The organism is Sphingopyxis sp. J-6, from assembly GCF_046603995.1.
Classification (GTDB): Bacteria; Pseudomonadota; Alphaproteobacteria; order Sphingomonadales; family Sphingomonadaceae; genus Sphingopyxis.
In genome coordinates this window covers 536,825-562,845 of sequence record NZ_CP145810.1, presented here as the reverse complement: position 1 = coordinate 562,845, position 26,021 = coordinate 536,825, and the positions used below count along the sequence as shown (strand labels likewise).

17 protein-coding genes are annotated in these 26,021 nt (G+C 64.9%); 8 read left to right on the top strand and 9 right to left on the bottom strand.

Going from position 1 to position 26,021, the window contains the following annotated elements; all coding sequences use genetic code 11:
- Positions 1-82 precede the first annotated feature (82 nt).
- The 3 genes from V6U71_RS02850 (at position 83) to V6U71_RS02840 (ending at position 3,199) form a co-directional block, all read left to right on the top strand.
- Positions 83-691, top strand: coding sequence for a TetR/AcrR family transcriptional regulator (locus V6U71_RS02850; protein ID WP_411340911.1), 609 nt, complete (start codon positions 83-85; stop codon positions 689-691).
- Positions 692-800: 109 nt separating this feature from the next.
- The gene (locus V6U71_RS02845; protein ID WP_411340910.1) at positions 801-1,592 is read left to right on the top strand and encodes a hypothetical protein; all 792 of its coding nucleotides are present in this window, start codon (positions 801-803) and stop codon (positions 1,590-1,592) included.
- Between the two features lie 5 nt (positions 1,593-1,597).
- On the top strand, positions 1,598-3,199 hold the full coding sequence (locus V6U71_RS02840; protein WP_411340909.1) for an AMP-binding protein: 1,602 nt from the start codon (positions 1,598-1,600) through the stop codon (positions 3,197-3,199).
- On the opposite strand, the gene V6U71_RS02835 is transcribed toward V6U71_RS02840, so the two are convergent.
- On the bottom strand, positions 3,171-4,778 hold the full coding sequence (locus tag V6U71_RS02835; protein ID WP_411340908.1) for an AMP-binding protein: 1,608 nt from the start codon (positions 4,776-4,778) through the stop codon (positions 3,171-3,173). The two genes, V6U71_RS02840 and V6U71_RS02835, sit on opposite strands and share 29 nt — an antisense overlap.
- A gap of 149 nt (positions 4,779-4,927) precedes the next feature.
- Between V6U71_RS02835 and V6U71_RS02830 the strand changes: the two genes are divergently transcribed.
- Positions 4,928-6,133, top strand: coding sequence for an aromatic ring-hydroxylating oxygenase subunit alpha (locus V6U71_RS02830; protein ID WP_411340907.1), 1,206 nt, complete (start codon positions 4,928-4,930; stop codon positions 6,131-6,133).
- A 179-nt stretch (positions 6,134-6,312) separates the two neighbouring features.
- On the opposite strand, the gene V6U71_RS02825 is transcribed toward V6U71_RS02830, so the two are convergent.
- From V6U71_RS02825 to V6U71_RS02810, 4 genes are all read right to left on the bottom strand, one after another.
- On the bottom strand, positions 6,313-7,488 hold the full coding sequence (locus V6U71_RS02825) for a CaiB/BaiF CoA transferase family protein (RefSeq protein ID WP_411340906.1): 1,176 nt from the start codon (positions 7,486-7,488) through the stop codon (positions 6,313-6,315).
- A complete protein-coding gene (locus V6U71_RS02820; protein ID WP_411340905.1) occupies positions 7,478-8,218 on the bottom strand; it encodes a cysteine hydrolase in 741 nt (246 codons plus the stop codon). The genes V6U71_RS02825 and V6U71_RS02820 overlap by 11 nt, the downstream gene beginning before the upstream one ends.
- 62 nt (positions 8,219-8,280) lie before the next feature.
- Complete coding sequence (locus tag V6U71_RS02815; protein WP_411340904.1) at positions 8,281-10,668, bottom strand: TonB-dependent receptor; 2,388 nt, start codon at positions 10,666-10,668, stop codon at positions 8,281-8,283.
- 344 nt (positions 10,669-11,012) lie between these two features.
- Positions 11,013-11,639, bottom strand: coding sequence for a TetR/AcrR family transcriptional regulator (locus V6U71_RS02810; protein ID WP_411340903.1), 627 nt, complete (start codon positions 11,637-11,639; stop codon positions 11,013-11,015).
- Positions 11,640-11,820: 181 nt separating this feature from the next.
- Here V6U71_RS02810 and V6U71_RS02805 point away from each other — a divergent pair, with 181 nt between their 5' ends.
- Positions 11,821-13,440, top strand: coding sequence for a tannase/feruloyl esterase family alpha/beta hydrolase (locus tag V6U71_RS02805; RefSeq protein ID WP_411340902.1), 1,620 nt, complete (start codon positions 11,821-11,823; stop codon positions 13,438-13,440).
- 139 nt (positions 13,441-13,579) lie between these two features.
- On the opposite strand, the gene V6U71_RS02800 is transcribed toward V6U71_RS02805, so the two are convergent.
- Positions 13,580-15,115: a class I adenylate-forming enzyme family protein gene (locus V6U71_RS02800; RefSeq protein WP_411340901.1), complete on the bottom strand. Its 1,536-nt coding sequence runs from the start codon at positions 15,113-15,115 to the stop codon at positions 13,580-13,582.
- An 80-nt stretch (positions 15,116-15,195) separates the two neighbouring features.
- On the bottom strand, positions 15,196-16,344 hold the full coding sequence (locus V6U71_RS02795) for an aromatic ring-hydroxylating oxygenase subunit alpha (RefSeq protein ID WP_411340900.1): 1,149 nt from the start codon (positions 16,342-16,344) through the stop codon (positions 15,196-15,198).
- A gap of 105 nt (positions 16,345-16,449) precedes the next feature.
- Between V6U71_RS02795 and V6U71_RS02790 the strand changes: the two genes are divergently transcribed.
- The 3 genes from V6U71_RS02790 to V6U71_RS02780 are packed head-to-tail and all read left to right on the top strand — an operon-like array spanning position 16,450 to position 22,183.
- Positions 16,450-18,762: an arylsulfatase gene (locus V6U71_RS02790; protein WP_411340899.1), complete on the top strand. Its 2,313-nt coding sequence runs from the start codon at positions 16,450-16,452 to the stop codon at positions 18,760-18,762.
- Between the two features lie 17 nt (positions 18,763-18,779).
- Entirely contained in the window at positions 18,780-20,888 is a 2,109-nt protein-coding gene (locus tag V6U71_RS02785) for a molybdopterin-containing oxidoreductase family protein (RefSeq protein WP_411340898.1), read from the top strand.
- Complete coding sequence (locus tag V6U71_RS02780) at positions 20,885-22,183, top strand: MFS transporter (RefSeq protein WP_411340897.1); 1,299 nt, start codon at positions 20,885-20,887, stop codon at positions 22,181-22,183. Before V6U71_RS02785 ends, V6U71_RS02780 begins: the two co-directional genes overlap by 4 nt.
- Before the next feature lie 4 nt (positions 22,184-22,187).
- On the opposite strand, the gene V6U71_RS02775 is transcribed toward V6U71_RS02780, so the two are convergent.
- Together V6U71_RS02775 and V6U71_RS02770 are read right to left on the bottom strand one after the other, a co-directional pair.
- Complete coding sequence (locus V6U71_RS02775; protein WP_411340896.1) at positions 22,188-23,411, bottom strand: lipase family protein; 1,224 nt, start codon at positions 23,409-23,411, stop codon at positions 22,188-22,190.
- Positions 23,411-25,870, bottom strand: a complete 2,460-nt coding sequence (locus V6U71_RS02770; protein ID WP_411340895.1) for a TonB-dependent receptor — start codon at positions 25,868-25,870, stop codon at positions 23,411-23,413. Before V6U71_RS02770 ends, V6U71_RS02775 begins: the two co-directional genes overlap by 1 nt.
- Between the last annotated feature and the right edge of the window lie 151 nt (positions 25,871-26,021).

The following is a 26,021-nucleotide window of genomic DNA, read 5'->3' as shown; positions in this document are numbered from 1 at the left end:
AATTTGCGACTTGTTCGCACTGCCAGCCTTGCTAACGACGTCGCGATGCAGCATTCCCCGTCGCGGGGCAGGAGATCAGGTGATGGACAGCGGCCCGGTGGCAGCCCGGACGGACGATAATTCGACGGAGGAACGCATCCTGCGCGCCGCCTATGATTGTTTCGAGCAATATGGGATCGGCAAGACGACGATCGAGAATATCGCGAGCCGTGCCAAGGTGTCGCGTCCGACCGTCTATAAATATTATCCCAGCAAGGATGCGATCCTCGACGAGATTTCGGTGCGTGAGACGTGGCGGGTCAACAGCGAGGTCCGGCGGCGGCTGGTCCGATCGGACGATTTTGCCGATTTCCTGTCCGACACGCTGCTGCTCGTCATCCGGCTGGCGAACGAGAATATCTATATTCGCCGCATGGTCGAAAGCATCGAGTTTCAGGAATCGGTGATCTCGCCGAGCAGCCTGATGCAGCAATTGCAGCGCACCTGGTGGGCGAACATGTTCGAACAGGCGCGCGCGCGCGGCGACATCGCAACCGACCTCGAAATCGACGAATGCATCTACTGGCTCGCGCGGGCGCAAGCGATGCTGATGCTGCAGGTCGCTTCGCCGCAGATCGACGACGCCGAAAAGCGCCGCTTTATCCGGCGTTTCATCGTCCAGCCCCTGCTCGCGGGCAGCGAAATCCGCTGAGGCCCCCAGAGGCGGCTTGACGCCCCTTCCCCAAGCTGACACAGATATTTAATCAATCGATTAAATAGCCGCAGGAATCGCGACAGAGCATGGGAGGCCCGATCGAGCGATGACCGACGATCCGGGGCACCCAAGGCCCGCTAATCCCGCTTATGGCGACGGCTATTTCGTCCGGACGACACGCTTCCGCCGCCTCGCTCCCGACCGGATCGAAGCGGTGCTGGAGGATCCGTTCCACGCGCTCGCGCTGCGGATCCGCCACGACGACCGCATGCTGACCGCCGTCCAAGGCCGCTGGGAGCGCCATCCGTTGACGAGCTGCGCGGACGCCGGCGGCGCGCTCGCTGGTCTCGCGGGCCTGCCGTTGATCGGCGACCTCCGCACCCGCTGGTTGCAGGCCGAGCCGGCGCTGCACTGCACGCATATGTTCGACACGCTGCGCCTCGCGGCGGTGCATATCGCACAGGACCGTGACGCTCGGCGGCATGACGTCATCCTGCCAGACGCCGACGCCGACAAACAGCCGGTGCAGCTCCTTCAGGACGGCGCGCTTGTGCTGGAAATCACGATCGACGCCGATTTCCGCATCACCGCGCCCGCCGCCTATGCCGGGGCGCCCCTGCTGAACGGCTTCGCGCGCTGGGCCGCCGAGCGGCTGTCGGCGGAGGAATTCGAACGCCTGTTCCTGATCCAGCGCGGCACCTTCGTCGGGCGCGGCCAGCGCATGGACATCACCCAATATTATGGCCGCGACGGCGCGCTGTCGGGCCCGTTGCCCGCAACCTGCTTCGGCTCGCAGCCCGAACGCTACGCCACCTCGCTCCGCCTCGCCAACGCGCGCGCCGGTCTCCGCCGCGAGGATGCCGCGCTTTTTCCCTTCACCCGTGCACAGCAGGAATGACGCCGATGTCCGACATGCCCTTCCCCACTGCCGATCAGGCGATCACGCGCCATCTGCTCGAACGGCAGGCGCGCGAGCATCCGGACGATCTCTACATGCGCTTTCAGGACGGCAGTGAATGGAGCTTTGCCGAGGCGCTCGAACAGGGGCACCGCGCCGCGGCCGCCCTGAAGAAGCTGGGCGTCGAACAGGGCGACCATGTCTTCAACTGGTTACCCAACGGCAAGGCGGCGGTGCGCGCCTGGCTCGGCACGCATATGCTCGGTGCGGTGTTCGTGCCCGCGAACCTTGCCTATCGCGGCAGCCTGCTCCGGCATGTGCTGTGGCTCGCCGATGCCAGGGTCGGGCTGGTCCACCGCGACCTCATGCCCCGTCTCGCCGAGGTCGAGCGCAGCATGCTCGAGAAGGTCATCGTCGTCGGCGGCGAAGCGGAGCCGATCGACGGCCTCACCCTCCACGGCGAGGCGATGCTCGACGAGCCCGGACGTGCGGGCGACCTCGCGAGGCCGCTCGCGCCCTGGGACAATATGACGATCATCTTCACGTCGGGCACCACCGGCCCGTCGAAGGCGGTGATGTGCTCCTATGCGCATATGTGGACCTTCTATCACGCCGCGATGCCGGCGATGATCGGCCGCGAGTACCGTCATCTCGCGCATCTGCCGATCTTCCACTCGGGCGGCTTCGGCTGCCTTTATGGCCAGCTCTCGAACGCCGGATCGGTCGTGCTCGTCGAATCGTTCAAGACCGACCAGTTCTGGCAGATCGTCCGCGAGCATGGCGCGAACACCACGACGCTGCTCGGCGCGATGATCCCCTTCCTGCTCAGCGCGCCGCCCTCGGACGATGACCGCGACCACAGCCTGAAATCGGTGAGCGCGGTGCCCTACACCGCCGACGTCAAGGCCTTCACCGCGCGCTTCGGGGTCGGCGCCTTCGCGGCCTACAGCATGACCGAACTCGCCAATCCGGTGCAAAGTCCACTCAATCCCGACAAGATTGGCGTCGCCGGCCGGCTGCGCGCCGGGCAGCATATCCGGCTGGTCGACGAGCATGACATCGAGGTGCCCGAGGGCGCGGTGGGCGAGGCGATCCTGCGCTGCGACCAGCCCTGGACGATGTTCACCGAATATTACAAGAATCCCGAGGCGACCGCCGAAACCTGGCGCAACGGCTGGCTGCACACCGGCGACCTGCTGCGCCGCGATGCCGACGGCGATTATTTCTTCGTCGACCGCCGCAAGGACGCGATCCGCCGGCGCGGCGAGAATATCTCGGCCTATGAGGTCGAACAGGAAATCCGCGCCTTCGACGGGGTCAAGGAAGCGGCCGTGATCGGGGTCGCGAGCGACAAGACCGAGGATGAGGTGATGGCGTGCATCATGCCCTCGGACGGCGCCGAGATCGACCTCAAGGCGCTGACCGATTTCCTCGCCACCCGCCTGCCGCACTATATGGTGCCGCGCTATTTCCGTCTGATGCCCGACCTGCCACGCACCCCGACGCAGAAGATTCAGAAATATGCGCTGCGCGACGACGGGGTGACCGACGACACCTGGGACCGCGAGGCGGCGGGGATCAGGTTGCGGCGGGAACGGATCGGCTGAGCCGGTCCCACGTCGCGTCGTTGACCGGCGCCTCGCGCAGCCCCGCCTTGCGGATCTTGCCCGTCGGCGTACGCGGCAGTTCCTCGACGAACTCGACGAAGCGCGGCACCATATAGCGCGGCAGCCGCTCGGCGAGATAATCGACGAGTTCGCCCTCGGTGAGCAGCACCGAGCCCTTGAGTTGCACGGCGATCTTGATCTCGTCCTCGCTGGCGCGGGCGTTGCCGGGCAGCGCCGGAACGTCGGCCGCCTTCACCCCGATCGCCGCCGCCTCGGCGACCGCCGGATGCGCGCGCACCTCGCCTTCGAGCTCGAGCGACGAGACATTGTTGCCGCGCACGCGCAGATAGTCGTTGGCGCGGTCGAGGAAGTAGAAATAACCGTCGGGGTCGCGGCGCAAGATATCGCCCGTCGCATACCAGCCGTCGCGCCATGCCTTTTCATTGGCTTCGGGCTTGTTCAGATAACCCTGTGTGATCAGGAAGGGCGCCTTGCCGCGAATCCACAATTCGCCCGCCTGCCCGTCGGGAAGGTCGCGGCCATCGGCATCGACGATGCGCACTTCGTAGAGCGGCGACAGCTTGCCGCAGGTCTGCGCATTGGGAAGGTTCGACGCGTTCAATGGAAAGCCGATTTCGGTCATCCCCCAGCCGGTGCAGACCTTCACCCCGAAGCGCGCCTCGAAATCGCGATAATCGGGGAGCACCGGGTTCATCAGCACCCATTGCAACGGATTGTCGGCGTCGTCCGACCGCCGCTCGACATTCATCAGGAAACCCGCGATCCCCATCAGCTGCGTGTGGGTACAGCCATGCGCCCGCACATCGGCCCAATAATGGCTGACCGAAAAGCGGCTGCGAAACACCATATGCCCGCCGCGCACCACCGCGAAGACAAAGCCGACACGCCCCGAAGAATGAAAAGTCGGCCACGGCGAATAATAGACCGGCACCTGATCGGGATCGATCGCTTCGCCGCTGAAATTATGCTGGACCTGCTGGATCGAACCCCACGCCTGCAACACGCCCTTCGACGGCCCGGTGGTGCCCGAGGTGTAGATAACGGCGTTGGTGTCGGCGAGTGTCGGTTCCACATGCTCGATCCGCGGCACACCCGCCTCGACCGACGCCAGCGTCGCGACCGGAATTTCGCTGATGCACTCTGCATCATCGATCGTGATGATGCGTTCGAGCGTCTCCAGCCGATCGCGGATCGCATTGACCTGATCGATGCAGCCATTGCTGGTGATCAGCACCCGCGCACGGCAATCGTTGAGCGCATAGGCGAGCAGATTGCCCTTATATTCGGGGTTGATCGGCACCTCAAGCGCGCCGCGCCAGCTCAGCCCGATCCACGCCGTGTAAGCGGTCAGGCACGGATCGAGCATGGTCGCGACGCATTCGCCGGGCTCGATCCCCAGCGCCGCCATGGCATCGGCAATCCGCAGCGCCGCCTCGTGGAACGCGCCGCCGGTCATCGTGCCGCCCGCGACATCGGTGAGGAACGGCGCCGACGGATCGCGTTCCGCGCGTTCGCGGATCAGCACCGGGACCGAGGGCATCTTCAGCGTATCGACCATAACTCTCCCCGCGCCTTGCCTTGCCGATTCACGGCTGCGTAAAGTCGCATTTTTCGCAAAGCCCTTTTTATATAGGTTTTTGCCATTTACAATGCTACATATGTGTAAAGGCAATCGCTCCCGTTGCGTGCGCCCCCACGGAGAGACGAATGTATTTGAGCCCCGAACATAACCGGCAGGTCGCGGAGAAACTGTTCCGCCATATCCGCGACAACAGCACCGATATGATCGAGGAAACCTACGAATATCCGCTGTCGGTCTATTCGGACCCCGATATCGCGGTCGCCGAGCGCGAGAAGATCTTCGAACATTATCCGATGATGGCGCTGCACAGCAGCCAGCTTCCCGAATCGGGCAGCTATGTCACCGTCAAACTCAACCGCAGCGAAGCGCTCGTCACGCGCGGCAAGGACGGGCAGGTCCGCGCCTTCCTCAACATGTGCCGCCACCGCGGCGCGACTTTGGTGACAGAGGCCGAGGGCAAGCAGGGCCGCTTCTCCTGCCCCTATCATGGCTGGACCTACACCAATGAGGGCGAACTGATCGGCCTCACCTTCAAACAGACGCTGGGGCTCAGCCTGCCGTGCCGCGAGCGCAATCTGATCGCGCTGCCGTGCGAGGAACGCCACGGCTTCGTCTGGATCGTCGAAAATCCCGAAGGCTCGATCGACGTCGCCGCGCATCTCGGCCAGGTCATGGACGGCGTGCTCGCGGGCTATGGCCTCGACCGGCAATATTTCTATCGCGAGGCCTTTTTCACCTTCGACCAGAACTGGAAGATCATGGTCGACGGGCTGACGGACGGATACCATGTCCAGTGGGTCCACGGCCCGACGATCCGCCCCTATTTCTACATGAACATGATGGCGCGCGTCGAAGGCACCGGCGACCATGCGGTGACGACGACGCCGCGGCGCAAGATCGACGAAATCCTCGACAGCGAGCCGGGCGAGCACGACCTCGACCCTTATGTGGTCTATGGCAATATGGTCTTCCCCAATGTCAGCATCCAGTTGCACCCGCATCATGCCGAATTCTGGACCATGTATCAGGACGTTCACGATCCCGACCGCTCGCGCGTCCACCTGCGCTTCCTGACCCCGAAGGCGCCCTGCGACTACGACGAGAAGGGCCAGACGATCCTCGCCAAGAATTGGGACATCGCCGAGGCCGCGATCCTGAATGAGGACGTGCCGATCGGCGACAGCATCCAGCGTTCGGCGAACATGCCGAACACCGGCACGATGCTGCTCGCGCACAACGAGGTCATCAACCAGCAGTTTCACCGCAGCTATGACCGGGTGATGGCGGGGCCCAGCGTCGTTCCGATGCAGGCGCGCGCCGCGCGCGGCTAAACGGCTGGAGAGGGATTGTTGCCCTCTATATCTCGTCATGCTGAACTTGATTCAGCATCCATGGCCCGAGTTCGAATTTGGCGCAGCGCCGAAGGCAACGGCAGGTCATGGATCCTGAAACAAGTTCAGGATGACGATGCTGTAAATGTCGCGTTTCGCTCCAAACCCGCGACTACCTGTCAGTCCCCGCCGAGTCCGAATTCGGCGCGGATCGCGGCGCTGTCCTCGCCGGCTTCGGGCGCCAGCGGCATACCGAAATGCTGCCCCGCGACATGGATCGCAGTCGAGGTCAGCCTCAGTTTCCGTCCATCGGATAGCGTCGCCTGATACACATTATCACGCGCGCGGAAATGCGGGTCGGCGATGACGTCGGCGAAACTGTTCACCGGCATCGCGGCGACATTGTCGCGTTCGAAATCGGCGAGCCAGTCGGCACGCGGGCGCGAGGCGAAGATCGGGATCAGCGCCGCATTGACCTCGGCATCCTCGGTCCCGGTCTGCGGCTCGCGCGTGTAGATGCCATCGAGATCGGGGCGGCCGATCAGCTTCAGCAGCGCGTGCCAACTCTTGGCCGTAAAGGTCATCAGGAAAATGAGCTTGCCGTCGGCGCAGCGGTAATTCTCCATCCGCGCCCAGAAGCGCATCTTGCCGCTCGCGTCGAGGAAGCCCGGCCGCGCAAAGGTCGTGTCGGGGTTGAGCAGCGGGTCGAGTGCCTCGGGCATCCAGTGCGCCGAGCAATCCGCCGCGGCGACCTCGATCGCTGCGCCCTCGCCCGTCCGGCGCGCGCGATGCACCGCCGCGACGACCGCAAAGGCCGCCTCCAGCCCATAGGCGTACATGCCGATCGACGGCGCCTGCGGCCCGTCGTAGCGCGAGATGCCCTCCCCCACCGGCGTGCCGAGCCCGCCATAGGCGTCAAACGACGGGCCGTGCGAAGCAAGCTTGGCGTAAGGACCCGTCTCACCGAGCCCCGACAGCGAGCAAAAGACAATCGCGGGATTGGCCGCCTTCAGCACCTCGTAGCCGAGGCCGAGCCGCGCCATCACGCCCGCGCGCATTCCTTCGATCACGACGTCGGCTTTTTCCGTCAGTGTCAGGAAATCGGCCTGGCCCTGCTCGGTCGCGAGGTCGATGATCACGCTTTCCTTGCCGCGATTCCAGCGCAGGTGGAGATAGGAGAAGCCATGTTCCTCACCCACCGACCACGGCCCGGCGCGGCGCACCGGATCGCCGCCGTCGGGATCTTCGACCTTGATCACCCGGGCGCCCATGTCGGCAAGCCGGCCGCCAAGCGCATCGGGGCCGAAATGCGAGACCTCGATCACCAGCAGATCGGTCAGGAAATCATAGGGCATCGCTGTGTTTCTCCATCGCCGCCACGGCGTCGGTGGCGGTCACGATTTCGGCGAGATAATTGCCGATCAGCCGTTCGGCATCTTCCTGGTCGCACGCCGACAGGGTGCCGGTGCAATCGGCGACCAGATATTGCCGGTATCCAAGGTCGAACCCGGCGGCAACGCTGAGCAGCACGCAGGCGGTCGTCACCACCCCGGCATAGAGGATCGTGTCGATGCCTTCGCGGCGGAGCAGGAAGTCGAGCTCGGTTCCGCCGAAGGCTCCCGACCCTCGCTTGACGATCGACAGGTCGCCGGGTTCGTCGCCGACCTCGGCGATCGGCGCCGCGGCGAGCGACCCGTCGCGGGCCTCGGCTGCCGTCACATAGGGGCGCAGCGCCGGCACAATGTCGGCATAATCGGGATGCCGGCTGGCGAGCCGGGCATGAACGACGCGGACGCCCGCGCGGCGCGCCGCGGGCAACAGCAGCTTGAGATTGGGTGCGATGGTACCCGCGAAGCGATCGAGCAGATGGTCGGCGCGCTCGGGGTGCCCGGCTGCGCGGATCGCGGCGATCGAGGGGCCGCCGGGATCGACCTGCCAGTTGATCAGGTCGACGAGGACCAGAGCGGTCCGGCGTGGATCGAACGCCCTCCACGGCTCGCCGGGCGCAAAATCACCGGCATTATACCAATGCGCCGAAAGATCGGGCGGCAGCATGTCGCCCGCGGCACCGGGGGAAGTGGCCACGTCGCTCTCCTTAGAAAAACGCGGCCGCCGGCAGTGCCCCCGCCGGCGGCCGTGCCCCTTTTTTAACGCTGCGATCCGAACTTCGTCCCGATCGTGACGCCGGCGGTCGTTCCGCGCGACAGCACCGAATAATAGCCGAACGACGTGGTCGACACGTTGCGGAAGACGTCGTTCTGGTTGAACAGATCCTTGCCCCACACCGACACATAGAAGGCGTCGTCGGGCGCATGGAAGGTCGCCGACAGGTTCAGCGTTTCCGTTGCCTTCTGGACCGGCGCGCGTCCGATGCCGGCCGGATAGGCGCTGGCACCCGTGCCGCCCGCCGGATAAGCACCATAGGTTGCGTGATCGAATTCGTCGACATAGCTGAAAAGGCCGCTGAGTTCGAACTTCCCGCCATTGGCCAGCGGAATATCGTAATTGGCCTGGAGGCTGAAGGTGACGTCAGGCGTTGCCGGCAGGTCGAAGCCCGAACAATCCGCGTTGGGGGGGACCGCGAGTCCCGATGCCCGGCGGCGGTAGATGGCGCAGTTGTTGAAGCTGTCATATTCCGATTTGAAGAAGGTCGCGAAGCCGGCCGAAAGCGAGAAGCGATCATTCGGGCGGTAGGCCGCTTCGATTTCAAGACCGGAAATTGTCGCCTTGGCCGCATTGATCGACTGCTGCGTGTTCGTCACCGGATCGACCACCGGAACCTGCAGATTGTCGTATTTGTAATAATATGCGGCGGCGTTGAAGGTCACCTTGCGATCGAACAGGCTGGCCTTGAGGCCGGCTTCGAACGCGTCGATCGTCTCCGGCTGCGTCGGGATGACGTTCGGGATCGACGAAATATTATAGACGCCGCTCTTGAAGCCGCGGTTGTAGCTCAGATAACCCATGACATCGTCGCTGAACTTATAGTCGAAAACCGCCCGATAGGTCAGTTCGGAGAAAGGCGCGCTCAGGCCCTTGCACGCCGGGTTGGCGGCGCAGATCGCGGCGGAACTGCTCGCGATCGCAATGACCCCGCCGGTGCCGTCGGGCACATAGGTCGTGCCGGCATTATCCTTGTCGAGCACATGCTTCTCGTCGGTGTAGCGCAGCCCCAGCGTCAGCTTGGCGGCGTCGCTGAACTCGTAAGATGCTTCACCGAAGACCCCCAGCGACTTGACCGTCACAAAGGCGCTTTGATCGATGTAAGCGAGACCCGAGGTCGGACCGGCGCCCGCAGCCGAGCGATCGAGCAGCGCCTGCGGGATGGTGTGCGGCCGCAGCGTTGCCGGAACCGGCAGGCCGACATATTGATCGAGTCCCGCATAGCCGTCGCGGTAGTTGAGATAAAAGCCGCCAAGGATCCACTGGAACGGGCCGTCGTTCTTAGAAGTGATGTCGATTTCCTGCTGGTAGCTCCGCCCCTTGAGCGCGGTATCGAACCAGAAGACGGGGGCGGGCGAGCCATCGAGGTCATATTCGACGCCCGAAGTGCTGTGGCTGTAGGCCGAAATCGACTTGATATTGACCGCGCCGACATCGGCGTCGAGGGTCAGCGATGCACCATAGCCCTGAAAGCGAACCTCGGGATCGATTTCGCCGTAATAGGAACGTTCGGGCCGCGAGATGTCGATACCCGATGCGACCTGACCGGTCGTGGTGGTTTCTCCAAGGATCGGCTGCAAAGCCACCACGGCGTTCGTTTCGCCCTTGGAGTAATAACCCGACAGCGTCGCGGTGAAATCGGGCGTCGCTTCCCACAGGAGCGACCCGCGAAAGCCAAAGCTCTGGTCGCCGCCGACATATTTTCCGGCGCCGTTCAGAGCCTGGGTCCGGTTGCGGATATAGGGACGCTCGTTGCGGTAGAAGCCGCTGACGCTGACCGCCAGCGTGTCCGACAGGCCGCCGGTCAGGAAGCCGCGCGCGCCCTCCTCGTCGGTGCCATAGGTGCCTTCGAGCATACCGCCGAATTCGGTGTCGGGTTTCAGGGTGGTGACGAGGATCGCGCCCGAGGTCGCGTTACGGCCGAACAGCGTGCCTTGCGGACCGCGCAGCACCTGCACCGACTGCACATCGGGGAAACCCTGCAACAGGATACCGGTCTTGTCGGTCTGATAGACGCCATCGACATAGACGGCAGTGGTAGCTTCGTTGCCCGGCGTGATGTTCCGGCCGCCGACGCCGCGAATATAGGGCTGCGCCGCGCTCGATCCTTCGGTGATCAACAGCGACGGGGTAACCGCGGCCAGTTCCAGAACGTCGGAGATGCCGCTTTGCTGGAGTTGATCGGGCGTGAACGCGGTCACCGCGATCGGCACGTCCTGCAACCGTTCGTCACGCTTCTGCGCGGTCACGACGATTTCATTTGCACCCGAGCTGTCGGCGCCGTCGTCGGCGGTCTGTGCCATCGCCGCCGTCGAAACGGTCGAAACCGCAATTGCCAGCGAGCAGGTGGCGAGCTTGTAAGAAAAGCGCATAGCATCCTCCCATTTGCGGCGCCCGCCATTCGTGGAGGCGAGCCCGCGCAGTCCAAAATCGTGGGAGGCGCGCTGCTCGACGCGATCAGGGCAGATCGTGTCGGCCGGTCCTATGCCGTGCATCACTCCCGAAACTTACAGACAACAGATTCGATAAAATGTCAACTCTGTCGCCGAACGCAGAAACGACGCTGCAGTGCACAATCTATGATATGTAGTTTAATGCGCAGAAAAGCTTGAGATTCTCGGGCCTGATCGACCATTACCCTCGCAATTTCGATCATGGCCCAAGATATGGCAGATGTCTGGCGTACGGCGAATCGGGCCCGTGCCGTCCAAAGGAGTCAGCTTGACGTGATCGTCCGATTGGCAAGCAGGGGCTCGACAACGAAGCGGCGAACTATGTGGCGCAGCTTGTCCTCGTCGCCGCGAAACTGGTCGAGCACCCGCAGCAGCATGACCTGGTTACGCGACAGCCAGTTGACGACGTCGGCGGGATCCAGATCGGCCGCGAGTTCGCCGCTCGCCTGCGCGCGTTTCATCACCGACTCCCAGCGGTGCCGCGCCTGTTCCTGATAGGGGCTGGTAGGGAGCTGGCTCTGCGCCGACACTTCCAGATCCTCGACGAAGCGCCGGATATAGGGATTGCCGCTCGCCACCTGCACCGACGCGACGATCGCCTCGGTGGTCGTGTCGGCGAAATTCCGGTGGCGCTGAACGCGCGCGCGGACAAGCTCCTGAATCTTGTCGAGTTCGGCGAAACCGATGTAGTCGACGATATCCATCTTGCCGCCGAAGAATTTATAGACCGTCGGGCGCGAGACGCCGGCAGCGCGCGCGATATCCTCGATCGTCGTCTTCTCGATACCGTAACGTTCGAAACAGCGCCGCGCGCCGTCGACGATCCTCGCGCCGGTCTTGCCGATATCGGGCATGGCCTGTTGTGCCGGATCGTCCAATGCCTCTCCCATCCTTCCCCCTGCCTAGCTTTCCGCCGCGCTTTTGGCCAGCGCAGCCGCCCGCGAACCCGACAGCCGACTCCGCGTCCGGTTCCGACCATAGCATTGTTATTTACATTTTCCATTTTTTGTTATTTGATGCCTCAGCGGATTTTCGAGCCATCGGAATCTCGTAGGGCGGGAGGAGAAAGAGATGCGGTATCGGGCGATGTTGATGGCGGCGGGCATGATCGCAGCAACGCCGGCGACGGCGGCGCAGGACGCGCCCCCGGCCGCGATCCCCGGCACGACCGCAGCGGCCTGCTCGACCGGCGCGATCGGCTGGGGCGGCAAGGATGTCGAAATCCGGTCGGTGCAATGGCTGTCCGATCCCGCGCCCTATTGCCGCATCGACGGGATCGTGCGCACCGATAAGCCCGGGCCGAACAGCGTCGGCTTCATGATCGCGCTGCCGCAGAGCTGGAACGGCCGTTATCTGATGGTCATTCCCGGCGGGTCGGCGGGCTATATCGTCAATCCGTCGCGCGAGCATATCACCGCGGGCTACGCCGTCGCATCGACCGACAAGGGGTCGCATTCGACTGGCGCGCTCGACATGTCGTTCCGCGCCGACCCGGGAAAGTCGGAGGATTATGCCCATCGCGGCGCGCATGTCGCGGCGCTGGCGACGCAGGCGATCGCCCGCGGCTATTACGCCCGCCCGCGCATGCCGCGCTATATCATGGGTTGCTCGGGCGGCGGCGTCAGCACGCTGATGGAGGCCGAACGCTATCCGGGCGACGCCGACGGTTTCATTGCCGGCGGCGCGCCCACCAGCGCCTATATCCAGACCTTCTGGGCCTATGTCGCGCAGCATGTCGCGCGCGATCCGAAGCGGTGGATTTCCCCGGCGGATATGGCCCGCGTCGGACAGGTGATCATGGACCGCTTCGACGAAAGCGACGGCGCGCGCGACGGCCTGATCTGGGACCCCACGCGCATCGAACTGTCGCGCACCCTCTTCCCCTTCCTCAGCGACGCGCAATATTCGACGCTCGAACGGCTCGCGGGCGGGCTGCCTGCGATCAAGGGATCGGCGGTATCGGCGCCCGGCTACTGGCTGGCGAACCCCGCGCTGCTCGGCCCGATCGGATTGGGAACGACAGCCCCGCCCTGGACCGACGCGACCCGCCCGCCCTTGTTCGGATCGACGGTGCTCAGCATGAAGGCGCTGCGCGGCGACGGCTATGATGCGCTCAGCCAGATGGATTTTGCCGATCCGCGCCAGCGCAATGCCGAAGCGGCGATCTGGGACAAGGTCGGCGGCTATGGCTATGCCCCCGAAAAGCTGGCTGGCATGACCCGGACCGGCGGCAAGCTGATCATGTGGACCGGGGCATCCGACGAAGCTGTTCCGCCCGCCTATACCGCCAATTACAGTGCCGGCGTCCGCCAGCAATACGGCGCCGCGAGCGAAGACTTTTTCCAGAGCTTCTTGGTCCCCGGTATGTATCATTGCCGCGGCGGCGAGGGCACGCCGACCGACAGCTCGCGTGCCCTGCTCGAGGCGATGGAGCGCTGGGTCGAGGGGGGCCACCGCCCGACCGAAATCCTGATGACCAACGCCCCGCGCGAACTCGAGCTCAACTCGACCTCGAACACCGCCATGTATGTGTCGGGAATGAGCAAGGAAAAGCCGGCGGTGGTCGAGGCCCCGCCCGCGCGCACGTACCGCATCTGCGCCTTTCCGAAGGTGGCGCAGTTTACGGGCGCGGCGGGTAGCGACATCAATGATGCCCGCAACTGGAGTTGTACGGCCACGATGACGCCTTAGGGCTGAAGGCCAACGCACGCATCGAACGCAGCCCTTCCCTTCTCCGTTCGCATCGAGCGAAGTCGAGATGCCCATTGGCTGGGCGTAAGATTGCGGGGTGTCTCGACTTCGCTCGACACGAACGGAAATGGGGGCTTCCCTATTTCCCGAACAGCGCCCTCGCCCCCTCGGGCACCGCCGGGAACAGCCCGCGCAGCGTCGGTTTGGAAATCTTGCCCGACAGCGTACGCGGCAGCGGCTCGTCGATGAAGACGACGCGGCGCGGCCGCTTGAACGGCGCGAGTTGCGCCGACCCGTCGCATTCGAAGGCCGACAGCGCCGCGCCCTCGTCCTTCACGCCGCTCGCGACGATCATCGGCACTTCGCCCCAGTCGCTGTCCGGAACCCCGATCACCGCCAGTTCGGGAACATGCGGGTTGGCCGACAGGATCTTTTCGATCTCGGCCGGATAGACGTTGATGCCGCCCGAAATGATCATGTCCTTCGACCGGTCGACGACCTTCACGAAACCTTCGTCGTTCATCATGCCGGTGTCGCCGGTGCGCAGCCAGTCGCCCGCGAAGGTCGCGGCGGTGGCTTCCGGATTGCGCCAATATTCACGCATCACATGCGGCCCGCGCACCATGATCTCGCCGATCTCGCCATTGGCGAGCGCGTTGCCGTCGGCATCGCCGATCTTCATTTCGCTGCCGACGATCGGGCGCCCCGCCCAGCCGATATGCGCGATCGCATCCTCGCCGTGCATCGTCGCGGCCAACCCCGACGCTTCGGTCAGGCCGTAGGACTGGATCAGCGAAATGCCCTTGGCGCGATAGGCCTCGATCAGGTCGACGCTGACCGGCGCGCCGCCCGCGGCGGCGGAGATCATGCTCGACAGGTCGGCCTTGTCGAACCCCGGCGAGCGCATCAGCCGCTCCCACACCACCGGCACCGTCGTCGCCGCGCTGACGCGGTGGCGCTGGATCACGTCGAGGTAACGGTCGATGTCGAAATCGGATTCGAGCACCATCGTGCCGCCCGCATTGACCGCGAACTGGATGAAGCAGGAGACGATCGCGCCGGTGAATACGAACGGCACTGCGACCATGATCGAATCGCGCCAGGTCAGCCCCTCGGCGATATTCTTGGCGAGCCCCGGATACATGGCGCCGCCATGCGTCAGCAGCGCGCCCTTCTGCCGCCCCGTCGTGCCCGAGGTGTAGCAGAGAAAACCCGCATCGTTCAGCCCGATCGCCTCGACCGGCGCCGGACCGCTGTCGATCAGCAGCGAAGAGAAGCCCGGCACATCGTTGCCGTCGAGGCTGTAGATCGCAAACGGCAGCTTCGCCGCCGCCAGTTCGAGCCGGTCCAGATGCTTCGCCTGGGTAACGACGAGCTTGCAGTCGGCGTCTTCGAGCAGCGGCAGGATTTCGCTCGCCGTCAGCTTGAAATTGAGCGGCACGATCATCGCGCCGAGCTTCAGGCAGGCGACGGTGAGCAGCGGCGCCTCGATCCGGTTGTCGAGGTGCATGCCGACACGGTCGCCCTTGGCCACACCGGCGGCGCGCAGTCCGCGCGCGATCGCATCGCTGCGCGCGTCGAACTCGGCCCAGCTCGTGCGGACGTCGTCGGTGATCACCGCGGTGTGCCCCGGTCTCCAGCGCGCCCAATAGCGAACGAGTTCGGCGATATTCATGCAGTCTCTCCCGAGGGGTTTGTCGCGGAGCCCGGCTCTTCGTCCGGTCGTTTCATTCGATCATCGGCGCGGCGCGCTCGTCAGGTCAGCGCCTCGAACTCCCGCGCCATCTGCAGGTGCAAATGCTGCGTCGGCACCTCGTTCGCGCCATAGAGGAAATCGGTGGTCGGCAACGCTGCGGCATTGGCCTGGATCATTTCCTCCATCGGGAAATCCTCCTCGGTCGCCGCCTGCCGCAAGATGTCCCAGCTCCGGTTGATCCGCGCCGCGACCTCGTCGGTCAGCTTGGCCGGATCGGTCAGGAAGCGGATATGGACATGGCATTTGCCGGGGTCGGTCAGGTGCGGCCACACCGTCCAATGCTCGATATGGTCGGGGGTCGGGATCACGCTCATATTCGGGAAGATCATCAGGTTACCGGTCAGGTAGCGGAACCCCTTGTCGATCGGTTCGCCCGCCTTGAGCTTGCGCGCCAACCGCTTGCGCGCAGAATAGGATTGGCCGTGCCGCCCGAGGTCGAGCCACACCGCCGCGCCGGTCTGGATCAGCTTGCCGACCCCCTCGGCGTGCAGGAATTGCGGGTGCAGCACGTCGATGGCGCCGTCCATCACCAGCTTCCAGTTGATGTCGAGGTCGATCTTCTGGTCCATGAACACGGTGAGCCGGTCGATGTCATAGGCCGCGAGCCGCTCGTCGGCCTCGCCCAGATAGTCGGCGAGCGACAAATCCTGCGGCGCCTGCGGCAGCTTGATCCAGATCAGGCCATGGCGTTCCTCGGTCTCGACCGAGAAGAGGTTGCGGCACCCCTTGTCGAGCGTGCCATATTGCTCTTCGAACGGCACGCCGCGCAAGCTGCCGTCGCCCTTGAAGCTCCAGCCGTGATAGGCGCAGACGAAAAAGGGCTTCTTCCCCTTCTCGCCCTGCTCGACCTTGCCGCCGCGGTGGCGGCACATGTTGCGAAACACCCCCACGCTGCCGTCCTTCTGCCGCACGATCAGCAGCGGTACGCCCAATATGTCGCGGGTCACGAAGCTGCCCGGCTCGGGCACCTCCATGCTCGTTGCGGCGGCGAGCGGCTGGCGGCGGAACACTTCCAGTTCGCGCGCCAGATGATCGGCGTCGGTGAAATGCGCGGCGGGAACCTCGATCGAATCGGCGGCCATGTCGGTCGTGCCATTTTCCAGATGGTCGACGATGCGGCGATAGATCGTATCCAGCTCGATTTTCATGTCCTGTCCCTCGCCATCCTGCATGTTTACACTTTACGAAGATTGTAATTCATCTATAGTGCGGCGTCAAGCATCCGGCGATCGACAGACACGAGGTCTACGGGAATGAGGAACTACCGCTTTTTCAACATGGCGAGCGCCTGCGCGATCGCAGCGGCGGCGTCCTTGCCGGCATCGGCAGCGCCCGGCGACCAGCCGAAGATCGGCAAGACCTTCGCCGATTCGGCACCCGGCAAAATCACTCGGACCGTCGCCCCCGCAGGCGCGCCCAACGTCCTCGTCTGGGTGATCGACGACATGGGTTTCGGCCAGCTCGGCAGCTATGGCGGCCTCGTCGAAACCCCGAACATCGACCGCGTCGCGCAGCGGGGCCTGCGCTACACCAATTACCATACTACCCCCATCTGCTCCGCCAGCCGCGCCGCGCTGCTCACCGGGCGCAATTCGCACCGCGTCCATATCGGCGGCCATTCGGCGATCGCCGTCGGCTTTCCCGGGCAGGACGCGCTCGTCCCGCGTAGCGCGGGCTCCGTCGCCGAGAATCTGCGCCAATCGGGCTATCTCACCTATGCGATCGGCAAATGGGACCATCTGCCGCAGGCCGACGCCTCGGCGGCGGGGCCGTTCACCTATTGGCCGAGCGGCCAAGGCTTCGACCGCTATTATGGCTTCCTCGCCTTCGACGCCGACAACTTCGACCCGACGCTTTGGTCGGACCACGACCCGGTCGCGCTGTCGCCGCGCCCCGACTATCATCTGAGCGCCGACATGGCCGACAAGGCGATCGGCTGGATCGGCGCGCGCGACGCGACCGATCCGAAGCGTCCCTTCATGATGTATTGGGCGACCGGCGCGGTCCATGCGCCGCACCACGCCCCGCAGCGCTGGCTCGACCATTACAAGGGCCGGTTCGACGCGGGCTGGGATGTCGCCGCGCAGCAGGTGCTCGACCGGCAGAAGGCGCTCGGCCTCGTCCCGTCCGACATGGCGCTCCCGCCGCTGCCCGCCGGGGTAAAACATTGGGCCGAGCTCAGCCGCGACGAGCAGCGGATGTTCGCGCGCCAGATGGAGGCCTTCGCCGCGCAACTCAGCCACGCCGACGAGCAGTTCGGCCGCATCCTCGATGCGCTCGAAGCGCGCGGCGAACTCGACAACACGGTCGTCGTGATCACCGCCGATAATGGCGCCAGCGCCGAGGGCGCACCGCAGGGCACCTTCAGCGAACATTATTTCGCCAACGCCTATTTCGCGACGCTCGCCGAAAATCTGCGCCACTATGACGATTGGGGCGGTCCCTCGACCTATCCGCACTATGCCAATGGCTGGGCGGTCGCGGGCAACACGCCGTTCCGCTATTACAAGCAGACGGCCTATGAGGGCGGCACCCGCGTCCCGCTGATCCTCTCCTGGCCCGGCGGCATCGCGGCGCGCGGCGAGCTGCGCGGTCAGTACCAGCATGTCACCGACATCACGCCGACGATCCTCGACGCTGCAGGCATCGCCCCCGCGGCGATGGTCAACGGCCAGCGCCAGATGGCCTTCGACGGCGTCAGCATGAAATACAGCTTCGCGGCCCCCGCCGCACCGACGCGGCATGCGACACAATATTACGAGATGTACGGCAACCGCGCGATCTATGCGAACGGCTGGAAAGCCGTCGTCCCGCACCGGCTCGACGTGTGGGATTTCATGAACCGGCCGACATTTAGCGACGACAAGTGGGAACTCTATAACGTTGCGGCCGATCCCGGCGAACAGCGCAACGTCGCTGCCGCCAACCCGCGCAAGCTTGCCGAAATGAAGGCGTTGTTCGATCGCGAGGCAAAGGCGAACAACGTCTATCCGCTGACCAACACCAGCGACGCGTGGGGCTATGTCCGCAAGATCATGGCGGCGGATATGGCGCGCCGCGGCTATCTGTGGACCTACACCGGCGCCATTGCGCGCATCCCCGAAGCGCTCGCCCCGCCCGTCCCGTCGACCAGCTTCACGATCGAGGCAGCGCTCGATCTCGATGCCGACGCAAACGGCACCATCGCCGCAATCGGTGGCCGTCACGGCGGCTTCGCACTCCATATGCGCAAGGGCCGTCCGGTCTTCACCTATCGCAGCCTCGACATGAAGCTGAGCGAGGTCGCCGCCGACCGCGCCCTGCGCCGCGGTGCCGCCAATGTGCTGCTCCGCTTCGAGCGTCGCAGCGAAAGCGAAGCGGTCGTCCATATCCTCGCCGACGGCGCCGAAGTCGCGAGCGGCACGATCAAGGGCGCCCTGCCCCGCCTGTCCTTCTCGCCGAGCGAAACCTTCGATCTCGGACAGGACAGCGGATCGGGTCCGCTCGCCGACGGCAAGACTGCGGGCGTGCTCGATGGCCGCATCCGTACCGTCAATATCCGCATCACCCCGCCAAGGGCGCAGTGACAGCAGGAGGAAGTCGCATGGCCTTCACCACCATCCCCGGCGCCGATGGCGACCACATCACGTACTGCCGTGTCTGCGAGGCGCTGTGCGGCATGGTTGCGACGGTCGCGGACGGCAAGATCGTCAAGGTCCGCCCCGACCGCGACAATCCCCATTCGCGCGGCCACATCTGCGTCAAGGGACCCGCGCTGGCCGAGGTCACCTACGACCCCGACCGCGTCACCACGCCGCTGAAGCGCGTCGGCGGCCCCGGCGAGTTCGCACCCGTAAGCTGGGACGAAGCGCTGAACGACATCGCGGCACGCCTCTCGGCCTCGATCGACGCGCATGGCACGCAAAGCTTCGCGATGAACAGCGGCAACCCGCCGAGCATGGGCTGGCCCAGCTCGATGGGCACTTACCTGTTCAGCCGAGCGATGGAGTGCACCAAACTGTTCACGCCGTCGTCGGAAGACATCACCTCGGTGGTCCTCGCGACCGAACTGATGTTCGGCACCCACGGCTTCGTTTTTCCCGATCTCGCGCAATGCGATCACTTGCTGATCTTCGGTTCCAACCCCCTCGTCAGCCACGGCTCGCTGCTCATCGCACCGCGCTTCAAGGAGGATCTGGTCGAGATCGCCGAGCGCGGCCGCGTCATCGTCGTCGATCCGCGCCGCAGCGAAACCGCGCGCAAGTTCGAACATGTCTCGATCATTCCCGCGGGCGACGTCTGGCTGCTCGGCGCGATGGTGCGCACCGTCATCGCCGAAGGGCTGGCCGACATGGACTTTGTCGAGCGCCATTGCACCGGCTTTGCGGAACTCAAGAGCGCGATCGACTGGATCACCCCCGAACTGGCGGCGCCGCGCTGCGGCATCGATGCAGACGAAATCCGCACCCTCGCGCGCGATTTCGTCGCCGCGCCGCGCGCCGCCGCGATGGGGCGCATCGGCATCTGCCGCGCCAGCTACTCGACGCTGACCAACTATTTCCTGCACCTGCTCAACGTCCTCGGCGGCAAGTTTCACCGGCCGGGCGGCGTCGGTTGGGGGCATGGCGGCACGGCAACCGAGACACAATCGACCGGGCCGGGGCACGCGCGCCACAAACGTCACAGCTCGCGCGTCAGCGGCCAGGCTTCGGTCTGGGGAACCCAGTCGAGCCTGACCTTCCTCGAGGAAATGACGACGCCGGGCGAAGGCCAGATCAGGACGCTGCTCACCGTCGGTGCCAATCCGGTGCTGTCGATGCCCGGCGGCCCGCGCCTGCCCGAAGGTTTCGCAGGGCTCGACCTGATGGTTTCGGTCGATCTCTACATGACCGAAACCTCGCGCCACGCACATTACATCCTCCCCGCGACCACCGCGCTCGAGCGCGAGGACATCAACCAGTTCTTCATGAACCACATGGTCCGCCCCTTCGCGCAATATGTGCCCGCGGTTGTCCCGCCGACCGGGCAGGCGCGCGGCGAATATGAAATTTTGCGCGACCTTGCCGCGCGCATGGGCCGCGACGGCGCCTTCGGCAACATGACACCGTTCGAGATGGCCGACGGCGCGCTGCAAGCGGGAATCGAAGGTCAGGACGGACTGTCGCTTGCCAAGCTGAAAGCCAACCCGCACGGTGTGATGATCGAACGCGGCCGCTGGGCCTTCGACTTCGAAAAGCGCATCGGCCACCCCGACGGCAAGATCCACTTGTGGGGCGATATCGCGGGCGACGAGGTAGCGCGGCTCCGCGCCGAACCCGATCCCGACCCCAATATGTTGCGCCTGATCAACCTGCGCAAATTGCGCTCGATCAACAGCTGGATGCATAATGTCGACAAGCTCGTCCGCTCGGACTCGCCCGCGCTGCTGATCAACCCGGCGGACGCCGCCGCGCGCGGCATCGACGACGGCATGGCGGTGAAGATCTCGACCCAGTGGGGCGCGATCGAGGTCGTCGCCGAAGTGACCGACGAAGTGCGACCAGGCTGCGTCGCCTATCCGCACGGCTGGGGTCATCGCGGCGGCTGGCAGGGTGCCAATGCCCAGCCCGGCCGCAACCTCAACGAAATCACCCCCGCCACCCCCGATCAGGCCGAACAGGTGTCGGGCATGAGCTGGCTCGAAGGCTTTCCGGTCGAGATTTGCGCGGCATGACGGAGACCGCATGGCCGTCGCTCCGCCGCGCCTGGTATGTCGCCGGACTGCTCTGCCTGATCGCGGCGCTCTCCTATCTCGACCGTTATATCATCGCGCTGCTCGCCGATCCGATCATCAAGGATATGGGCATCGATGCGACGGCGATCGGGCTGCTCATCGGGCTCGGGTTCGGGCTGCTCTACGCGCTGTCGGGCGTCCCGGTCGCCTATCTGATCGATCGCGGCACGCGCGTACGGATCGTCGGGATCGGCGTCATCATCTGGAGCCTGTCGACGGTCGCCTCGGGCTTCGCGCCCAATTTCGAGATATTGCTGGCAACACGCGCCGGGGTCGCGATCGGCGAAGCAGTGTTGGTGCCCGCAACGGTCTCGATCGTCGCCGACTTGTTTCCGCCCGAAAAGCGCGCGCTACCGATCGGACTGTTCATGGCGGTGTCGACCCTGATGGCGTCGGGCGCTTTCCTGATCGGTGCCTGGGCTTTCGAGCTGGCGACAATCCTGTCTCCCGGCCTCGGGCTCAGCCCGTGGCGGCTAACGCTCGTCATCGTCGGCGTGCCGGGGCTACTCCTCGGCCCGCTCTGGCTGATTAGCGTCGCCGAACCCCAGCGCATCGAAGAGCCGGGTCAGGCCGACCAGACCAGCATCGCAGTCGCCTTCGCCTATCTCCGCCGCCACTGGCGCTTCTATCTTCCCTTCTATCTCAGCTTCGGGGTCTCGGCGCTCGCGAGCTACAGCTTCATCGCCTGGACCGCGACGATGCTGACGCGCAGCTATGGCCAGAGCGTCGCCGAAGCCGGTGCGATCTTCGGACTGGTGGGCGTGATCGCAGCGGCCGTCGCCGCCATTTTCTGGCCAGCGATCAGCGCCTGGGTGCTGAAGCGCGGTCGCGCCGAGTTGGCAGTGCTCGCGCTCGCTATCGGCCTGGGCATCGGTCACGCCGCGGTTGCGGCTTTCCTGCTCGCGAGCGATATCGACGGCGCCATCGCGATCATCGCCATCGCCACCTTCGGCTATGGCGCTGCGGGCGGGCTTGCGGTGCTTATCATCCAGCACATCGCCCCGCCGCGCATGCGGGCAAAGATCACCTCGCTCTATGTGCTGGTCGGCAATCTCGTCGGCCTGACTTGCGGCCCCGCCCTGTCGGCGTGGATGTCCGATGCGGTCTTCATCGGCGACGACGCGATGCGCCAGAGCCTGTCGCTGCTAGCTCTTGTGATGCTGCCGCTGACCGTCGGGCTGATCCTGTTCGCGATGACCGCGCATCGGCGCACCGTTGCCGACGGCGCGCCCTGACCGGTCAGGGCTTGCAGGTCGCCGCGATCGGCCGCCCCGCGACCACCGACCTGGCAAAGGCGACCGCATCGGCGGCGGCGGCGTTGACGACGCCCGAATGGTCCTTGTCCTTGTAGATATGCGCCTCGACGACGTTGCCGCGGCTGCACAGGGTGTTGACCAGCATCAGCGTCGTCATCGGCAACGCCGCGGTGTCGGCCGCGCCGATGCCGAAAAAGACCGGCGACTTCAGATCGAGCGTCGGGAAGGAGCGCAGTTCCACGTCCGTATCCCAGAGCCGCTTGAGCATGCCCGGCCGAAACGCCTTCGACGGATCGAGATTGCGCGCGGCGGCGGCCTTCATCAGATCGGGCAGGCACGCCGAACCGACCATCGTCTCGATCTCGCGCCCCGCTTCGGTGAACACCGCATCGGCATCGAGATCGGCGTGGGTGCGCGTCAGCTCGTAGCCAATCATCGAATAGGCGCCGGTGACCATGACGTCGGTCGCGCTCGACGCGAGCCCGCTCTCGATCGCCTCGCGCGACAGGTTCGGCGCGCCCGTCGCGACCACGCCGCGAACTTGCAGGTCGGGCGCGTAGGACGGCGCGTAGCCGGCCGCCGCGACCACCGTTCCGGCGCCCTGCGATTGCCCGACGAGGACGACGGCATTGGCGGCGCCATAACGGTCCCCGATGATCGCCCGCGCGCTGTCGAGCAGGCTGTACGAACTGGCGCGATAATTGGAATAGGGATGGATGCCGGGCGTGCCGAGCCCCTGATAGTCGCTCGCCACCACCGCGAAACCGGCGTCGAGCCAGCTTGCGATATAGCGGCTGTCGCGTTCGCCGCGCGGACGCGCCGACGGCGCGCAGATATCGGCGATGCCGGTGGTGCCGTGCGCCCACGCCATGACCGGCCAACCGCCTTCCGGCGGCGCCCCACGCGGCAGGAACAGCGCCGCCGACACCGGCACCACGCCCTTGTCGCTGATCCCGTCGCGGGCGGTGTAGAGGATGCGCACGGCCTTGCCCGCCGTCGCGACGGAGAACTCCGCCGGCAAAGGTTCTTCCGCAAGCACCACGCCCGCTTCGTCCGGCAAAGCGCCGGACCAGCGATAGAAGGACGGCACGCCGCCGTCGCCGACATCGGATGGCTTGGCCTCTGCCGGAACCGTCGTGGCCAACAACGCCAACAGCATGAGCCCGGCCCGCTTGCGCGGTGCCGGGCTCCATGTCGTTCCGGACATCAGAATTTCACGGATGCTTCGATGTAGAATTCGCGCGGATTGTCGACGAAGGCCGACAGATCGCTGAGCACGCCCGGTCCTGCGGTGCCCGTGCCGGTCCCCCCGGTGAACGGGATTTCCGAACCGCCGGTCACGACATATTTGTTGCTGAGGTTACGCCCGATCAGCGCGAGGGTCCAACGATCCTCGGGGCCTTTCAGCCGCAACGACGCATCGAACTTGGTGAAACTCGGCTGGATTGCGTCGGGGCGCAGCGTGTCCGAGAAATTATATTTGGACGAATAGCTCATGTCGCCGCTCGCCTCGAGCCGCAGTCCCGAACCCGACAGCTCGACCTCATAGCTTGCGCCGAGACGGCCGGCGAAGCGCGGCGCCTTGGGCGGCGTCAGTCCGTCATAATCCTGACTGGTGAAAGCAGCCCCGGGCGCCGGCTGAAGCAGGTTACAGCCCTGTGCAATCGTCTGGCCGCCATAGCATTGGCCGACATAATCCTTGTAGGTCGCATTGTTGTACGCCGCTGCGCCGCGCAGCGAGAAGCCGCCCGAACGCCAGTTGAAATCGCCCTCGATGCCCTTGACGCGCAGCGTGCCGGCGTTCGCCACCACCTGCCCGATCGTCACCGGATCGAAATTCTGCACCTGCAGGTCGAGATAGTCGTAATAATAAGCGGTGGCGTTGAGCGACAGCGCGCCGCCCATCAGAATTGCGCGCGCGCCGACTTCGCCGCCGCGGGCGCGCTCGGCGCCGAACTGGCCCCCCGTGAGGCGCTGCTCAGGGGGGACACCTGCAGTCAGAGTCTGCGAGATGTTGAAACCACCCGATTTGAAGCCCTCCTTGTACGCAGCATAGAAGGTCAGGTCGCGCGATGGCTTGTAACGTAGCGTGACTTGCGGCGAGACGTCGCTCTCGCGGTAGCGGTCGTCGACGCGAATCCCGCCGGGAAAGGCACCGGCAAAGGCCGGATTGGCGGCAAGCGACTGCTGGAAGCTGTCGCGCGATTCATAGCTGTAGCGCGCGCCCGCCGCGAGCTCGATCGCATCGGACAGGTTCGCCGTCACTTCGCCGAACGCCGACATCGAACTGCCCTTGAAACCATTGTCGCGCTTGAAGGTCACATAGGTCGTGCCCGCCGCGACCGCGGGTAGCGGGAAGATATAGGCGTCGGTGTTGAAGATGAACTTGTTGCTCGACGCGAACAGCCCGAACAGCACATTGACCGGCCCGTCCCATTTCGACTGGAAGCGCAGTTCTTCCGACGTCTGGCGATAATCGGCGAGCTGCGAGAAGGTCGCCGGATAGGCCTCGCCCGACACATTGTTGAGGTCGGTCTGCTTGAACCGGTAGTAGGAGGTGATCGAGGTCACATCGAACACGTCACTGGTCAGCGTCGCTGTCAGGATGCCGAAACCCGATTTCAGCCGCGAATACATGCGCCCGTCGCCGGCGTAGCGGTAATCGAGTTCTGCCACCTCGACCGGGATCGTCGAGCTGTCCGACCGGCCGTTGATGACGCAATCGGCGTTGGGGCTGGGCGGGATGCCGTTCGCCGCGAATGGCACAGTACGCCCGCCGCCGCAGATGCGTTCGATGATGTCGGTCGGGCCGCCGTCTTTCTGGTCGGTGTAGCCGGTCTTGACCTGGAAGGTCAGATTGTCGGTCGCGTCCCATTCGATCGTCGCGCGACCGCTGTAGGTCCGCCCATAGCCGCGATTCTTGCTGTTGCGATGCCGTTCGAGGCCGAACGGATCGATATAGGTTTCGGCCGCCGTGTTGGTGAAGGCGCCCTCGCTGTCCGAAATGCGGAAGGCCAGCCGTGCGCGCAGCCCTTCGGCGAGCGGGCCCGAGATGTAGCCCTCGCCATATTTCTCTTTCGCCTCGAAGCCGTAGCCGAGCTTGAGCCCCGCCTCGAATACGTCGCGCGGGTTGTTGGTGGTGACCGAGATCAGGCCTGCCGTCGCATTCTTGCCGAAGAACAGCGCCTGCGGACCCTTGAGCACCTCGACGCGCTGGACGTCATACTGGCTGAGCCCGATCTCGCGGCCGCGGCTCATCGGCATGCCGTCGACGACGAAGGACACCGACTGATCGAACCCGGCGCTGAGCGCGGTCGAACCGACGCCGCGCAGGAAGATGCTCGCAGACGAACCCGACGCCGCCTTGCCTGCCACCATCGTCGGCACAAGCTGCGCGATATCGTTGAATTCGGTGACCGCATAATTGTCGAGCGCCGCGCCGCCCAGCGCGGTGATCGCCACGGGCGCGTCGATCAGACGCTCGTCGCGGCGGCGGGCGGTGACGATGATTTCGCTGTCGGCCATGCTGCCGGTCGTCGCCTCGTCAGCCGGCGCCTGAGCAGCCGGATCGTCCTGGGCAGAAGCCGGTGCGGCGACCGCCGCGAGCGCGATAACCGATGCCAGGCAAGCGTAGCGAATTGCAGGACGCGAAAATGTGCGATCCATGACCGTCTCCTCCCAAAGATGAGGCCATCATCTGCGGCCTTGGGAATTAACCTACAGTCATTAGATTTAAAGTCAATCGCAAATTTAACGTCATAAGGTTTTTGAAACCCGCAATATATATTGCGTTAAATCAATATCTTATTTCTATTGA

Excerpts from the sequence above, each read along its gene's own strand:
- V6U71_RS02850 (WP_411340911.1), top strand. The coding sequence starts at position 83 with ATGGACAGCGGCCCGGTGGCAGCCCGGACGGACGATAATTCGACGGAG.
- V6U71_RS02845 (WP_411340910.1), top strand. The coding sequence starts at position 801 with ATGACCGACGATCCGGGGCACCCAAGGCCCGCTAATCCCGCTTATGGC.
- V6U71_RS02840 (WP_411340909.1), top strand. The coding sequence starts at position 1,598 with ATGTCCGACATGCCCTTCCCCACTGCCGATCAGGCGATCACGCGCCAT.
- V6U71_RS02835 (WP_411340908.1), bottom strand. The coding sequence starts at position 4,778 with ATGGTCGATACGCTGAAGATGCCCTCGGTCCCGGTGCTGATCCGCGAA.
- V6U71_RS02830 (WP_411340907.1), top strand. The coding sequence starts at position 4,928 with ATGTATTTGAGCCCCGAACATAACCGGCAGGTCGCGGAGAAACTGTTC.
- V6U71_RS02825 (WP_411340906.1), bottom strand. The coding sequence starts at position 7,488 with ATGCCCTATGATTTCCTGACCGATCTGCTGGTGATCGAGGTCTCGCAT.
- V6U71_RS02815 (WP_411340904.1), bottom strand. The coding sequence starts at position 10,668 with ATGCGCTTTTCTTACAAGCTCGCCACCTGCTCGCTGGCAATTGCGGTT.
- V6U71_RS02810 (WP_411340903.1), bottom strand. The coding sequence starts at position 11,639 with ATGGGAGAGGCATTGGACGATCCGGCACAACAGGCCATGCCCGATATC.
- V6U71_RS02805 (WP_411340902.1), top strand. The coding sequence starts at position 11,821 with ATGCGGTATCGGGCGATGTTGATGGCGGCGGGCATGATCGCAGCAACG.
- V6U71_RS02800 (WP_411340901.1), bottom strand. The coding sequence starts at position 15,115 with ATGAATATCGCCGAACTCGTTCGCTATTGGGCGCGCTGGAGACCGGGG.
- V6U71_RS02795 (WP_411340900.1), bottom strand. The coding sequence starts at position 16,344 with ATGAAAATCGAGCTGGATACGATCTATCGCCGCATCGTCGACCATCTG.
- V6U71_RS02790 (WP_411340899.1), top strand. The coding sequence starts at position 16,450 with ATGAGGAACTACCGCTTTTTCAACATGGCGAGCGCCTGCGCGATCGCA.
- V6U71_RS02785 (WP_411340898.1), top strand. The coding sequence starts at position 18,780 with ATGGCCTTCACCACCATCCCCGGCGCCGATGGCGACCACATCACGTAC.
- V6U71_RS02780 (WP_411340897.1), top strand. The coding sequence starts at position 20,885 with ATGACGGAGACCGCATGGCCGTCGCTCCGCCGCGCCTGGTATGTCGCC.
- V6U71_RS02775 (WP_411340896.1), bottom strand. The coding sequence starts at position 23,411 with ATGTCCGGAACGACATGGAGCCCGGCACCGCGCAAGCGGGCCGGGCTC.
- V6U71_RS02770 (WP_411340895.1), bottom strand. The coding sequence starts at position 25,870 with ATGGATCGCACATTTTCGCGTCCTGCAATTCGCTACGCTTGCCTGGCA.